The sequence below is a fragment of the Leifsonia sp. PARNA 1/14 genome (genome assembly GCF_055720965.1).
This window is the reverse complement of record NZ_JBVQSP010000002.1, coordinates 201,308-215,182: the sequence shown is the minus strand read 5'-3', so window position 1 is coordinate 215,182 and position 13,875 is coordinate 201,308. Positions and strand designations below refer to the sequence as shown.

Genomic DNA, 13,875 nt, shown 5'->3' with positions numbered 1-13,875 from the left:
ATATCTGGTCCATGATCTGCTTGTTCTCGGGAGCGGTCGCCACCGAGGGAGTGAGAGCGGCGTCCAGGGCACTCGTCAGCGTCGCCTTGTCTCCGAGCGCATTCTGGATGTTCGTCGGGAACACCGTGAACAGGAGCGAGAGCAGCACCGCCGTGCCGAGCGTTCCACCGATCTGGCGGAAGAACGTGGAGGCCGAGGTCGCCACACCCATGTCGCGCAGGCCGACCGAGTTCTGGCTGGCGATCGTCAGCGTCTGCATCAGTTGGCCGAGCCCCAGACCGATGAGCAGCATCGCGCCGGCGATGAACCAGTACGAGTCGCCCACCTTGATGAAGGTCAGATAGAAGAAGCCACCGGCGAGCATCGCCGTTCCGATGATCGGGAACTGGCGGTAGTGACCCGTGCGGGCGATGATCTGGCCGGATGCGATGGAGGAGATCATTAGGCCGAGGATCATCGGCAGCAGCTGGAGGCCCGACTCGGTCGGGGTCGCGCCGAGCACGATCTGCAGGTAGAGCGGCAGGGTCAGCATCGCGCCGAACATGCCGAAGCCGACGAGCACGCCGATGACGGTCGCCATCGAGAAGGTGCTGGAGCGGAAGAGCTTCAGCGGGATGAGCGCGTCGTCCTTCATCGCACGCTCGATGAGGATGAAGGCGATGATGCCGATCACGCCGATCACGTAGCACGCGATCGAACCGGCGCTGCCCCAGCCCCACTCGCGGCCCTGCTCGGCCACGAGGAGCAACGGCACCAGGGCGACGATGACGCCCGCGGCGCCCCACCAGTCGATGCGCGCGGAGCCCCTGTCGTGCTTCGGCAGGTGCAGGAAGCGCATGACCATGAAGAGGGCGGCGATACCGATCGGCACGTTGATGAGGAAGACCCAGCGCCAGCCCGGGATCCAGAGGATCTCGTCCGCTCCGGCGAAGAGGCCGCCGATCAGCGGGCCGATGAGGCTGGAGATACCGAAGACGGCCAGGAAGTAGCCCTGGTATTTGGCTCGCTCACGCGGGGCGAGCATGTCGCCCATGATCGCGAGCGGCATCGACATCAGACCACCGGCGCCGAGGCCCTGGATGGCACGGAATGCGGCGAGTTCGAGCATGGAGGTCGAGAACGACGCGAGGACGGAGCCGATGATGAAGATGACGATTGCGATGATGAACAGCGGTCGGCGTCCGAAGATGTCGGAGAGCTTGCCGTAGATCGGGGTCGAGATCGTCGAGAGGATCAGGTAGGCCGTGGTGACCCACGCCTGCTGGCTCAGCCCGTGCAGGTCGTCGCCGATGGTGCGGATGGCGGTACCCACGATCGTCTGGTCGAGGGCCGAGAGGAACATGCCGGCCATGAGGCCGAAGATCACCAGGAGGATCTGGCGATGCGTCATGATCGGTTTGGGTGCGGACACCGCCGCGCTGGTCTGACTGGACATCTGTCTCCGTGTCGAGAGTCGTATGAGGGGACGCCCGTCACTCGGAACGTCACACCGGTGTGGGGCAAAGAATTTTGCGGAGAGTGCAAAGTTACACCCAGTGCGAGTCTTTCGGCAACGCGAGACTACGCCCTCGGCGCGCCGTTCGCCATGGGCGAACGCCCGGGTGACTTGGGCGCGATCCCGCGGTTTCGTGGAGCTATCCAGGGGATCTTCACCCCCGGAATGACCCCCGTCCAGGTGTCGCATAGGTGGCAGGCGTACCGTTGAAGACGCCGACCCGAACATCCTCCGAATCATCACCAAAGGTCGTATGAGTTCTCTCAGCCGTTCCCGCCGCCTGCTCCCTCTAGCCGCAGTCGCTGCTGCCGCCGCACTCCTCTTCACCGGATGCGCGGGCGAGCCGTCACCCGTCACGAAGGTCATGGCGGGCGCCGCTCCCGTCGCCCAGCCCAAGGACGCGACAGTGTCGGCCATCCAGCCCGCGACGGGAAGCGTGTCCGGCGGAACGGTGACGATCACCGGCGTCAACCTCGAGAAGGTCGCGTCGGTGCAGGTGGGCGGCCAGGCCGCCGCGATCACGCAGGCCACCTCCGACAAGGTCGTCGTCACCGTTCCCGCGGCACAGAACTTCGCGGCAGGAGCCGTTCCCGTCGCCGTCACCGACTCCGCGGGCAAAGCGGTCGCGACCGACGGCAAGACGTACACCTACCAGGTCGCCTCGCCGGTCGACCAGCAGCTCGCCTACGCGATGGCGCACTGGAACAACTACAACACCGCGCAATACGGCGACCTCAACCCGGTCGGCGGCGACTGCGCGAACTTCGTCAGTCAGACGCTGATCGCCCGCGGCTGGCAGATGAACTCCGACTGGTACAACCACGACGCCGCCGCCGACTGGAGCCCGGCCTGGGGCTACGTGCCCGCGATGGACGCCTACTTCCGCGAGAACGCCGCCAAGCTCGGGCTCACCGAGTACTCGTTCGACCAGCGCGACAAGATCAAGCTCGGCGACATCGTGATGTTCGACTGGAACGACAACGACTCGCTCGACCACGTGCAGATCGTCACCGGCGTGCACAACGAGAACGGCAAGATCACCATCCAGATGGCCGGCCACAACGAGGACAACGACTACCGCGACCTCGACCACACCATCACCGTCGAGCACCCGGGCGCGATCGGTCACTTCTGGAGCCTGTCGAAGTAGCCTCCAGCCGGCGCCCGGTTCGCGCCGGTGCGCCCCTGGCCGTCTGCACGGAACGGCCTCCGCGGGAGGCTATGCTCTTCGCGTGATCCTGGGGGGTTCCCGCAGAGCGGGAGGCAACGGGCGCGCGCCGGCGCGCCGGCGTGGCGTCGTGGTGGCGGCCGCGCTCATCGTGCTGCTCGCGGTCTCGGCCTGCACCGGCTCGGCGCCCGCATCGCACCGGCGACCGTCGCATCCGCCGAAGCCGCACGCCACCCACACCCCGCGCGCTCTGCCCACGACGACTCCGACCCCGGCCGCTGTCGGGTTCGACAAGACCGCTCACTCGATCGACGACCCGAACAGCATCTGGGTCGTCGTCAACAAGGTCCGGCCGCTGAACCCGATCGACTACACCCCGCCCTCCCTCGTCTACCCCGACGTGACCTACGTCAACCGCCAGCCGATGCGGCCCGAAGTGGCGGAGGCCCTCGTCGCGATGTTCGCGGCAGGCAAGGCGGAGGCCGGCCTGGACTTCTCCGTTCAGAGTGCGTACCGCTCCTTCGAGTCGCAGACCAGCGTGTACGACGACGACGTAGCGCGTCACGGCCAGGCGTACGCCGACACCGACACCGCGCGTCCCGGCCACAGCGAGCACCAGACCGGGCTCGCGGTCGATATCAGCGCCGTGCCCGCGAAATGCTCGATCGACGCGTGCTTCGCGAACACGCCGCAGGGTGCCTGGCTCAGCGCCAGCGCCTGGCGCTTCGGCTTCATCCTCCGTTACCCGGTCACCGGGGTCGCGGTGACCGGCTTCACGTTCGAGCCCTGGCACTTTCGCTATGTCGGCGTACCGCTGGCGACCGAGCTCCAGGCCATGGGCAGGCCCACACTCGAGCAGTTCTTCGAGGTGCCCGGGGGGACCGACTACCACTAGCTGCGCCGCGAGTACCTCAAAATGAGGACAGCGGTGCCGCGTGGCCGCTCCGTACAGTGGTGGGATGATCACCGAGGAACGCCGGCAGGAGGCGCTCGTCGCGCTCGAGATCCTCGACACCGCGCCCGAGGACCGGTTCGACCGCATCACTCGGCTTGCGCAGCGGTTCTTCGATGTTCCGATGGTGAGCATCACGCTGCTCGACGGTGAACGGCAGTGGCGCAAGTCCCATCGGGGGCTGACCACGGAGGCTCCGCGCGAGAGCGCGTTCTGCGATCTCACTGCCGCGCAGGACGCCGCCCTGATCATCGACGACGCCTCGGCCGACGACCGGTTCCGCGAGAATCCGTTCGTGGTCGGCGACCCGCACCTCCGGTTCTACGCCGGGGAGCCGCTGCACGCGCCGGGCGGCGAGCCGGTCGGTACCCTCTGCGTGCTCGACACCGAGCCGCACACGCTCGACGCGGAGCAGCTCCAGCTGCTGCGCGACCTGGCGGACTGGGTGCAGGCCGAGCTCGACAGGGATGCGGAGAGCGACGGAGTCGCCGTGGTGCAGACCGCGCTGCTTCCGCGTCGGAAGCCCGCGGCGCGGGGTTTCGAGATCGCCGCCGCCTGCGAGGCGGGCGCGGCCGTCTCGGGCGACTTCTACGACTGGTACGACGACGGCGACGGCTTCTGTGTGACGGTCGGCGACGTCGTCGGCCGCGGGATGCCCGCGGCGATCGTCGCGGCCTCCGTGCGCTCGGCGCTGCGAAGTGCCACTCCCTACGCGGGCGTGGAGCGCGCGATCGAGACCGTCTCCGACAATCTCGAGGACGACCTCGGGAGGCTGGGCGTCCTCGCTACGGCCTTCCACGCGCGCGTCGCGCCGTCCGGCGCGGTCGAGTACGTCGACGCCGGGCACGGTCTGGCCTTCGTGGTGGAGGGCGCGGGCGGGGTGCAGCGGCTCGAACCCGGTCTTCCGCTGGGCAAGTCCAGCGCGGAGCGCGTCGTGCGTAGCGTGCAGCTCGACACGGGCGACGCGCTGCTCTGCCTGAGCGACGGCGCGTTGGACGCGCTCGGTGGCGAGCACGGTCTGCTGCGCGCGGAGGCGATCGTGCGCGGCTCGGCGACGCCGGCCGGCGCCGTGTCGCGCATTGTGAGCGCGGTGCGGGCCGCGGCTCCGCTCAGCGAGGCGCTGGCGATCGTCGTGCGCCGCGATTCCTGACGGTCGCGCTGCGAGGAGGCCGGCCTCCGGACCTAGACGCGACCGGGAGGGAGTGCCAGGCTGCACGCGGGCGCACGGTGCTCGGCCGCGCGCGAGAACGTGAGGAGCGAGTGCCATGACCGATGAGAACGGGGCGGCGACGTCCGAAGGCCTGGTCCGATCCGGAGGCCGTGTCATCGTCGGCGTCGACGGTTCCGAATCCTCCGTCGAGGCCCTGCGGCGCGGGGCCGGGATCGCCGAACGCTACGGCGCGACCCTCGCCGGCATCACCGCCTGGAGCTACCCGGACGCCTGGCACGGGTACGTGGGTGCCGACTGGTCGCCGGAGCAGGACGCGCACGAGATCGCGGCCGAGACCGCGCAGCAGGTCTTCGGCGACGCGCTGCCCTCGTGGTACTCGCCGGAGATCGTGCACGGGTCGCCGGCGTTCGTGCTCATCGAGGCGACGAAGACCGCTGACCTGGTGATCGTCGGCAACCGCGGGCGCGGCGGCTTCGCCGGCCTCCTGCTCGGGTCGGTCTCGCGCTCGATCGCCGAGCGCGCCCACTGCCCCGTGCTCATCATCCGAGGCACGGACACCCCGGCAGACTGACGCCGATCGGCTGAGTGCGCGCGCGTCAGGCGCCGAGGGCGTCGCCCACGATGCGCTTGGCCTCCTCCTGCACCTGGCGGAGGTCGTCCTCGCCCGCGAACGACTCGGCGTAGATCTTGTAGACGTTCTCTGTGCCACTCGGGCGGGCCGCGAACCAGGCGTTCGCGGTCTCCACCTTGACACCGCCGAGTGCGGCGTCGTTGCCGGGCGCGCGGCTCAGCTTCGCCGTGATCGGCTCGCCGGCGAGCTCGGTCGCGGTGATCGCGTCGCCGTCGAGCTTGCTCAGCGCCGCCTTCTGCTCCGGGCTCGCCGGGGCGTCCACGCGCTGGTAGACCGGGTCGCCGAAGCGCTCGGTGAGCTCGCGGTACAGCTGTGAGGGCGACTTGCCCGTGACGGCGCGGATCTCGCTCGCGAGCAGCGCGAGAAGGATGCCGTCTTTGTCGGTCGTCCAGGCCGAGCCGTCGAAGCGCAGGAAGCTCGCCCCCGCGCTCTCCTCGCCGCCGAAGCCGACCGAACCGTCGATGAGGCCGGGCACGAACCACTTGAATCCCACCGGGACCTCCCACAGCCGGCGCCCGATCGACTCCGCGACGCGGTCGATGATGGAGGACGACACCAGGGTCTTGCCGACCGCCGCGTCCTCACGCCAGCCGGTGCGCGTGCGGAACAGGTAGTCGATCGCCACCGCGAGGTAGTGGTTCGGGTTCATGAGGCCACCGTCCGGCGTGACGATGCCGTGCCGGTCGGCGTCGGCGTCGTTGCCCGTGAGGATGTCGAACTCGCCGCTGCGGGCGACGACCGACGCCATCGCCGACGGGCTCGACGGGTCCATGCGGATCTTGCCGTCCCAGTCGAGGGTCATGAAGCCCCAGGCCGGGTCGACCTCCGGGTTCACGACGGTGAGGTCGAGTCCGTAGGTGTCGGCGATCGCCTGCCAGTAGTTGACGCTCGCCCCGCCCAGCGGGTCTGCGCCGATGCGGATGCCGCTCTTCTTGATGGCCTCCACGTCGATGATGTTCTTCAGATCGGCGACATAGTTGCCGCGGAAGTCGTAGGTCTCGACACCGCTCGGCTCCGCCATCCGCACGTCGCGCATCCCGTCGGCGATGATCTCGTTCGCGCGCTTCGCGATCCAGCTGGTGGCGTCGGTGTCGGCCGGGCCGCCGTGCGGCGGGTTGTACTTGAAGCCTCCATCGGCAGGCGGGTTGTGGCTCGGCGTCACGACGATGCCGTCGGCCTGGTCGGGGTGACCGGCCTTGTTGTAGGCGATGATCGCGTGGGACACCGCAGGCGTGGGCACCCAGTCGTCGAACTCGTCGACGAGCACCCGCACCTCGTTCGCGACCAGCACCGCGAGCGCCGTGGTCGTCGCGAACTCGCTGAGCAGGTGGGTGTCGGCTCCGATGAAGAGCGGACCGGTGATGCCCTGCGCGTTGCGGTACTCCACGATCGCCTGCGTGGTGGCCGCGATGTGGTCCTCGTTGAACGCCGTGTTCAGCGACGAGCCGCGGTGGCCGGAGGTGCCGAACACCACCCGCTGCTCCGGGATGCTCACGTCGGGCTTCAGCTCGTAGTACGCGCGCCGCAGGGCGTCGACGTCGATGAGGTCGGAGGGCTGCGCGGGGGTGCCTGCTCGTTCGTCCATGCGACTACTCTTCCACGGCGGTGACTACGGGGCGAGAGTGCGCACCCCACCGCGTCGGTGGGCCGGTGCCCCTCTATAAGCTAGGGGCCATGTCCAGCGCTCCCGCCGACCCCACCGCCGAGCTGCCCGCCTCCGTCGACGAGGTCTACAGCTTCCTGGGGCCGTCCGGCACGTTCACGGAGGCCGCGCTCGCCCAGGTGCCGGAGGCGCGGGGCAAGAACTGGCGCGCGGTCAACAACGTGGGGGAGGCGCTCGCCGACGTCGTCGCAGGGCGCAGCGTGGCGGCGATGATCGCCATCGAGAACTCGATCGAGGGCGGCGTCTCGGTCGCCCAGGACGCGCTGGCCACCATCCCCGGCCTCCGGATCATCGGCGAGTATCTGGTTCCGGTCAACTTCGTGCTGGTCGCACGGCCCGGCACCACGCTCGACGACGTCCGCACGATCAACGCGCACCCCGTCGCGTACGCGCAGTGCCACCAGTGGCTCGACTCCCACCTCCCGGCGCACGGCCACCTCCCCGCCTCCAGCAACGTGGCCGCCGCCGCGTCGCTGTTCGAGGGCAGCACCGCCGACGCCGCCATCGCCCCGCCGGGGATCGTCGACCACCACGACGTGACCGTGCTCGCCGAGAACATCGGCGACAACCCGAACGCCGTGACGCGCTTCGTGCTGGTGAGCACCTCCCGCAGCGTGCCGGCGCCGACAGGGGCCGACAAGACCAGCCTGATCGCCGAGCTGCCCGACGACCGCCCCGGATCGCTCCTCGACCTCCTGGAGCAGTTCTCCACGCGCGGCATCAACCTCAGCCTCATCGAGTCCCGCCCGATCGGCGACGCCCTCGGCCGCTACCGGTTCGTCATCGACGCCGACGGTCACGTTCACGACGAGCGCGTCGCCGACGCCCTCCTCGGCCTGCGCCGGTTCAGCCCGTCCGTGATCTTCTTGGGGTCGTACCCGAGAGCCGACGGCATGCACGTCGACTTCGACCAGCGCTACCGCGACGAGGTCTTCACCGAGGCGCGCGCGTGGCTGGAAACGCTCGTCGATGACGCCGGTGCCGGTTCGCCCTCCCACGGGTAAGCTGCGCAGCAGGAGGTCGGGATGATCGTGGACGACGAGCAGAAGGACGCCGCGCGCGGCATCGATCCCCGCTACGACCCGCAGTTCCAGCGCGGCTACCGGCCGCAGCCGGGGGAGCGGCCGCGCACGCAGATGCGCACGGCGCCCCCGTCGAGGGCGGTTGCGGACGTCGAGCCCGAGCGCCGCGAGGACGATGTCCCGCCCGTGGAGGCCGCAGCGCTCAGGGTGAATCCGACGGCTCTGCCACGCATCGCCCCTGGTGCCCTGGACGCCCCTTCCGGAGCTGCTGCCACTCCCGCTGCGGTCGACCAGGTGGCCGACCGCCCCGAGGTCGTGCGCGCCTACGCCGTGCCGGCGCCGAGCCTCCTCGACCGGCTCGACCTCTCCCCGAGGCGCAACCCGCTCATCCTGGCCCTCTGGATCGTCGGCGGCGGGCTGGTCGTGCTGGGCATCGTGCTCTACTCGGTGTCGGTGAGCCTCTCGTACACCGGGTCGACCCCGTCGACCGATGTCGGTTCGCTCGTGATCTCGCAGCTCGGCTGGATGCTCGCCGGCCCGATGATCACGATCGGGCTCGCGACGCTCGTGGCGTTGCTGTTCCTCACAGCTCTGGCGGGGAGGCGTCCGCGGACCGTCGCGTACAGCGAGGACTCCGTCGACGGACGCTCCGGCGAGGACGGCGACTCGCTGCGTTAGCGCCGTCGCCGCACGCCGTGTCGGCGCTGTAAGCGCCGTGTAAGCGCCGTGAAAGCCGCCGCCGCGATCATCGATCGCATGATGACCTCGACGGGTACCGTCACCTCCCGCGACGGCACGACCATCGGCTACCGCATGACCGGCGGCGGCCTCCCCCTCCTCGTCGTGCCGGGCAACAACCGCATGGCCCACGACTACGACCGGCTGGCCGCTGCGCTCGCCGACGGGTTCGCGGTGACCGTGATCGAGCGCCGGGGGCGCGGTGCGAGCGGACCCCAGGGGCCCGACTACTCGCTCGAGCGGGAGGTCGAGGACCTCGCCGCGGTCGCACGTGCCGTCGGTGCGACCGACGTCTTCGGTCACAGCTACGGCGGCCTCGTCGCACTCGCCGCGGCGCGCTCCGGCCCGGGCATCGAGCGCCTCGCCGCCTATGAGCCGGGTGTGTCGATCGGCGGATCGTTCGACCTCTCGTTCCGAGGGCGCTTCCGCGAGCTGCTCGGGAGGGGGAAGCACGTGCGCGCGATGGCGCTGTTCCTCCACCGGACCCGGCTGCTCCCGTTCGCCTGGACGCCGTATCCGGTGTGCTGGGCGCTCTCGGCGCTGATGGTCGGTCGCCGCGGTGAGATGCGCGACCTGATGCCGACGACGCCCGCCGAGCTCGACGAGGTCGCCCGAGCCGACGGCGACGGCACGGCCTACGGCAGCATCGCGGCGCCGACCCTCCTGCTCGCCGGCACCCGGTCGCCGGCGTATCTGACGGACGCTCTCGGCCCGCTGAGCACGGTCATCCCCGGCGCACGCCGGGTCTCCCTCGACGGCGCCGACCACAACGCGCCCGACGAGAGCGCCCCGGAACGGGTGGCGGCGGAGCTGCGGGCATTCTTCGCGTAGTCGACGGGCCGGGGAGGATGCGCGGAAACCGTGCGCGTCGCCTCCACAATGAGAGGCCTATGGCCTCAGACCCGAACCAGCCTCCCGCCGCCTACCCGCCGACGCCTCCGCCTCCACCGCCCTGGGCCCGCTACGAGCCGGGGATGCCGCTCTACGCACCCGAGCCGACGACGAACGTGCTGGCGATCGTGGCATTGGTCGGTTCCTTCTTCGTCGGCCTCGTCGGGATCATCTGCGGACACATCGCGCTCGGTCAGATCAAGCGGACGGGCGAGAAGGGCCGCGGCCTGGCGCTCGCGGGGACGATCATCGGCTACGTGCAGTTCGGGTTCGTGTTCTTGTGGACGGTGGGCGCCGTGGTCGCGGTCGTGATCACCGGCGTGACGCACTCCGCGACCTCGTGGAGCGACACGACGGCGGATGCGCCGACAGCGGCCGACTGCACGACGGTCGAGAACGCGTCGCTCGCACTGTCGACGGCGCTCACCGACATCGCCGCGTCCTCCTGGGCGGACGACCCGGAGACCGCGCATCAGGCGGTCGTCGACGCGACGACCGCCTTCGAGGACACCACGTCCGACGTCACCGACTCGACGCTGTCTTATCGCATCAACTCCGAGCAGATGGACCTCGCCAAGCTCAACACCGCGTTCGTCGATTACCAGGCGGCGGATGATGCGCAGAAAGACCCGCTGCCCGTCGTCAACGCGATCACCACGACATCGCGCGATCTCCTGGAACTCACCACGTCCTGCCGATGACCGGCGTCGATCATCCGCGCCGGCGATGGTTCAAAATACGCACGGGCAGAATCATCGGCGGCACCGCGCTCGTCGTCTACCTGGCAGCGGTCGTCTTCGCCGTCGTGACGCATCAGCCGGCCGGGGATCCCGGAGGTACGACTGTCGTCGGTAAGCACCACGACGGAGACGACTGGCAGCTCGACCTGATCTACGGCCGCCGCTCCTGGACCATCCACGTCGATCGAACCGACTACGACAGGTACCGGCTCGGGGACGAATACGACCAGTAGGGACGTTCGACGGTGCGCTCGCTCAGCGGGGCACGCGCACCCGCAATCCCTGCGGATCGACCGTCAGGTCGAGCCTCAGGACGTCGCCGAACCCGTCGCCGTCGAGCTCGAACGGCTCCGGCTCGTCCAGCCGCACCGTGACCGCGCGGCCGCGCAGGTAGCTCAGCTGCGTGCGGCCCGCGCGGTCCGTGAAGCGGATGATCCTGCGGCCCAGCGCACTCTTGCGCAGCACCCGGTTCTCCCAGGTGATCTTGCGCCAGATCGCCAGCCACCCGAACACGGTCGCCGGCTGCAGCACAGCGATGTCGAGGAGGCCGTCGTCGACCTCGCTGTCGGGGATCAACTCCAGATTGCCGGGCAGCGTGCCGCAGTTCGCGAAGAGGATCGTGCTGACGTGCGCGGTGCGCTCGCGCTCGCCGTCGATCCGGAACCGAACGCGCACTTTCTTCGACCGCGGCAGCGCACGGAAGGCCGACTCGACGTACGCGACCCAGCCCAGCCGCTTCTTGAGTTCCGGGCGCGCGGTCGCGATCATTCGGGCGTCGATGCCCATTCCCGCCATCACGAGGAACGCGTGCTCGGTGCGCTCGCCGTCCTCGCGCTCCGCTGTGGCCACGCCGATGTCGATGCGGCGGGTGACGCCGTCGAACGCGACGCTGCAGGCCTCCTCGATGCTGCCGTAGGGGAGGCCGATGTTGCGGGCGAGGAGGTTGCCGGTGCCGCCGGGCAGGATGCCGAGCGTGGCCTCCTGGTCGCGCAGGGCCTCCGCGACGGCGCGGACCGTGCCGTCGCCTCCCGCCGCGAGCACGAGCCCGGCGCCGCTCTCGAGGGCCTGGCGCACCTGCCCCTGGCCCCCGTCGTCCGGTGTGGTCGCCAACCAGATCAGGTCGATGTCGCCGATGGCGGCGGCGCGGGCCTCCACCGCCGCCCGGACCCGCGGGACGTCGACGCGGACCGGGTTGTACACGACGGCGACCGTCGTGCCGCGTGACCCCTCCCGATCGCTCACGGGATCACGCTACCTGACGGGAAGGGGCAGCACCCGACGGCGATAAGCTGGGGCGGTGATCGATCCCGTCCTCCTGCGCGAGCATCCCGATGTCGTCCGACGTTCCCAGGAGGCGCGCGGCGACTCCGTGCAGTTGGTAGACGAAGCCCTCCAGGCCGACATCGAGCGCCGCGCCGCGATCACCTCCTTCGAGGAGCTGCGCGCGGAGCAGAACGCGTTCGGCAAGCAGGTCGCGCAGGCGCCCAAAGACCAGAAGCAGGTGCTCGTCGCGCAGGCCCAGCAGCTCGCGGGCCGGGTCAAGGAGGCGCAGCAGGCGGCCAACACCGCGGAGGCGCACTTCGACTCCGTGCTGCGCCGCATCGGCAACCCGATCGTCGAGGGCGTCCCGAGCGGCGGTGAAGACGACTACGTCGTGCTGAAGGAGGTCGGCGGCGTCCCGGAGTTCGACTTCGAGCCACGCGACCACCTCGAGCTCGGCGAGCTGCTCGGCGCCATCGACATGGCCCGCGGTGCGAAGGTGTCCGGCGCGCGATTCTCGTTCCTGCGCGGCGTCGGCGCGCGTCTCGAGCTCGCGCTCATGAACATGGCCCTCGACAAGGCCGTCGCGAACGGCTTCGTGCCGATGATCACGCCGACGCTGGTCAAACCGGAGGTCATGCAGGGCACCGGCTTCCTCGGCTCGCATGCCGACGAGGTCTACCACCTGGGCAACGACGACCTCTACCTCACCGGCACGAGCGAGGTCGCGCTCGCCGGCTATCACGCCGACGAGATCCTCGACGTCGCCGAGCCTCTGCGCTACGCCGGCTGGTCCACGTGCTACCGGCGCGAGGCCGGCTCGGCGGGCAAGGACACGCGCGGCATCATCCGCGTGCACCAGTTCAACAAGCTGGAGATGTTCGTCTTCACGCTGCCCGAGAACGCAGAGGCCGAGCACGCCCGGCTGCTCGCGTGGCAGGAGGAGATGATGCAGGCCCTCGGGCTGAGCTACCGCGTCATCGACACCGCGGCGGGCGACCTCGGGTCGAGCGCTGCGCGCAAGTACGACGTGGAGGCGTGGATCCCGACGCAGGGCCGCTACCGCGAGCTGACCTCCACCTCCAACTGCACGACGTTCCAGGCGCGGCGGCTCGAGATCCGGTACCGCACCGAGAGCGGCAAGACCGCGCCGGTCGCGACCCTGAACGGGACGCTCGCGACCACACGCTGGCTGGTCGCGATCCTCGAGACCCACCAACGGGCCGACGGGTCGGTCGTGGTTCCCGAGTCGTTGCGGCCCTACCTGGGCGGCCTCGAGATGCTGGAGCCGGTCGCGTCGTGAGCACTGTGGCCGAGAGCGACCGCCTGCTGATCGCACTCGACGTCGATGGCACCCTGATCCACGAGGACGAGTCCGTCGGCGCCGCGGTGACGGAGGCCGTGACCCGCGTGCGCGAAGCCGGCCACGAGGTCATGCTGGCGACCGGCCGCAGCTGGGAGACGGCGCGGCCGATCCATGAGAAGTTCGGTCTGACCAGCAAGTTCGTGGTCTGCGCCAATGGCGCCCTCACGATGATGCGCGACGAAACCGTCGAAGGCGGTTACCGCCGCGAGTTCATCGAGACGTTCGACCCAACGGAGGTGCTGCGCACCATCCGCCCGCACCTGCCGTCCGGCAGCTTCATGGTGGAGGACCCGACGGGCTTCCGCCGCTACACCGAGGGCATGACCGACTGGGAGCTGGTCAACGCCGAACAGGTCGGGTTCGACGAGCTCAGCGAGCACCCCGCCACGCGTGTCGTCGTCGTCTCACCGCAGCACGACGAGGAGGAGTTCCTCGCGATCGTCGAGCGGATGGGCCTGCAGCGGGTCAGCTACTCCATCGGCTGGACGGCGTGGCTCGACATCTCGCCCGACGGAGTCAGCAAGGCCACGGCGATGGAGCGCGTGAGGCACGCCCTCGACATTCCGGCCTCCCGCCTGGTGGCGGTCGGCGACGGCCGCAACGACCTCGAACTGCTGCAGTGGGCGGGCGCCGAGGGGCGCAGCGCGGCGATGGGACAGGCTCCGGACGAGGTCAAGGCGGCGGCGTCGGAGGTCACCGGCACGGTCGCCGACGACGGGCTGGCCGCCGTCCTGCGTTCCCTCTGACCTGGGGTTTCTCCGTCCAGAGCATTGCCAGG

Annotated in this window: 14 protein-coding genes; 11 read left to right on the top strand and 3 right to left on the bottom strand. The window is 69.9% G+C overall.

What is annotated here, in order from left to right; genetic code table 11:
* Positions 1 to 1,435 (bottom strand): MDR family MFS transporter (locus tag AC0HS0_RS06010; RefSeq protein ID WP_472962453.1); only part of this gene is annotated, 1,435 nt, incomplete at its 3' end.
* Positions 1,436 to 1,748: 313 nt separating this feature from the next.
* On the opposite strand from AC0HS0_RS06010, the gene AC0HS0_RS06005 reads away from it, so the two are divergent.
* The 4 genes from AC0HS0_RS06005 (at position 1,749) to AC0HS0_RS05990 (ending at position 5,357) form a co-directional block, all read left to right on the top strand.
* Complete coding sequence (locus AC0HS0_RS06005) at positions 1,749 to 2,645, top strand: amidase domain-containing protein (RefSeq protein WP_472962451.1); 897 nt, start codon at positions 1,749 to 1,751, stop codon at positions 2,643 to 2,645.
* An 82-nt stretch (positions 2,646 to 2,727) separates the two neighbouring features.
* Entirely contained in the window at positions 2,728 to 3,558 is an 831-nt protein-coding gene (locus AC0HS0_RS06000) for a M15 family metallopeptidase (protein ID WP_472962450.1), read from the top strand.
* Positions 3,559 to 3,622: 64 nt separating this feature from the next.
* On the top strand, positions 3,623 to 4,765 hold the full coding sequence (locus tag AC0HS0_RS05995) for a PP2C family protein-serine/threonine phosphatase (RefSeq protein WP_472962448.1): 1,143 nt from the start codon (positions 3,623 to 3,625) through the stop codon (positions 4,763 to 4,765).
* Positions 4,766 to 4,880: 115 nt separating this feature from the next.
* Positions 4,881 to 5,357 (top strand): universal stress protein, encoded by a 477-nt coding sequence (locus AC0HS0_RS05990; protein WP_472962447.1) that lies wholly within the window; start codon positions 4,881 to 4,883, stop codon positions 5,355 to 5,357.
* A gap of 25 nt (positions 5,358 to 5,382) precedes the next feature.
* Here AC0HS0_RS05990 and pgm read toward each other — a convergent pair whose 3' ends face one another.
* A complete protein-coding gene (gene pgm / locus AC0HS0_RS05985) occupies positions 5,383 to 7,002 on the bottom strand; it encodes a phosphoglucomutase (alpha-D-glucose-1,6-bisphosphate-dependent) (protein ID WP_472962445.1) in 1,620 nt (539 codons plus the stop codon).
* Between the two features lie 89 nt (positions 7,003 to 7,091).
* Here pgm and pheA point away from each other — a divergent pair, with 89 nt between their 5' ends.
* From pheA to AC0HS0_RS05960, 5 genes are all read left to right on the top strand, one after another.
* On the top strand, positions 7,092 to 8,084 hold the full coding sequence (pheA, locus tag AC0HS0_RS05980; RefSeq protein WP_472962444.1) for a prephenate dehydratase: 993 nt from the start codon (positions 7,092 to 7,094) through the stop codon (positions 8,082 to 8,084).
* Positions 8,085 to 8,105: 21 nt separating this feature from the next.
* Positions 8,106 to 8,780, top strand: a complete 675-nt coding sequence (locus AC0HS0_RS05975) for a hypothetical protein (protein WP_472962442.1) — start codon at positions 8,106 to 8,108, stop codon at positions 8,778 to 8,780.
* A 78-nt stretch (positions 8,781 to 8,858) separates the two neighbouring features.
* Entirely contained in the window at positions 8,859 to 9,671 is an 813-nt protein-coding gene (locus AC0HS0_RS05970; RefSeq protein WP_472962441.1) for an alpha/beta fold hydrolase, read from the top strand.
* Between the two features lie 59 nt (positions 9,672 to 9,730).
* Positions 9,731 to 10,432: a DUF4190 domain-containing protein gene (locus AC0HS0_RS05965; protein WP_472962439.1), complete on the top strand. Its 702-nt coding sequence runs from the start codon at positions 9,731 to 9,733 to the stop codon at positions 10,430 to 10,432.
* Entirely contained in the window at positions 10,429 to 10,704 is a 276-nt protein-coding gene (locus tag AC0HS0_RS05960) for a hypothetical protein (protein ID WP_472962438.1), read from the top strand. Before AC0HS0_RS05965 ends, AC0HS0_RS05960 begins: the two co-directional genes overlap by 4 nt.
* A 22-nt stretch (positions 10,705 to 10,726) precedes the next feature.
* Here AC0HS0_RS05960 and AC0HS0_RS05955 read toward each other — a convergent pair whose 3' ends face one another.
* On the bottom strand, positions 10,727 to 11,713 hold the full coding sequence (locus tag AC0HS0_RS05955; protein ID WP_472962436.1) for a diacylglycerol/lipid kinase family protein: 987 nt from the start codon (positions 11,711 to 11,713) through the stop codon (positions 10,727 to 10,729).
* 55 nt (positions 11,714 to 11,768) lie between these two features.
* Here AC0HS0_RS05955 and serS point away from each other — a divergent pair, with 55 nt between their 5' ends.
* Both serS and AC0HS0_RS05945 read left to right on the top strand, forming a co-directional pair.
* Positions 11,769 to 13,034 carry a serine--tRNA ligase gene (serS, locus tag AC0HS0_RS05950; protein WP_472962435.1) on the top strand — a complete coding sequence of 422 codons (1,266 nt, stop codon included), beginning with the start codon at positions 11,769 to 11,771 and terminating at the stop codon, positions 13,032 to 13,034.
* Positions 13,031 to 13,843, top strand: a complete 813-nt coding sequence (locus AC0HS0_RS05945) for an HAD family hydrolase (RefSeq protein ID WP_472962434.1) — start codon at positions 13,031 to 13,033, stop codon at positions 13,841 to 13,843. Before serS ends, AC0HS0_RS05945 begins: the two co-directional genes overlap by 4 nt.
* Positions 13,844 to 13,875 lie beyond the last annotated feature (32 nt).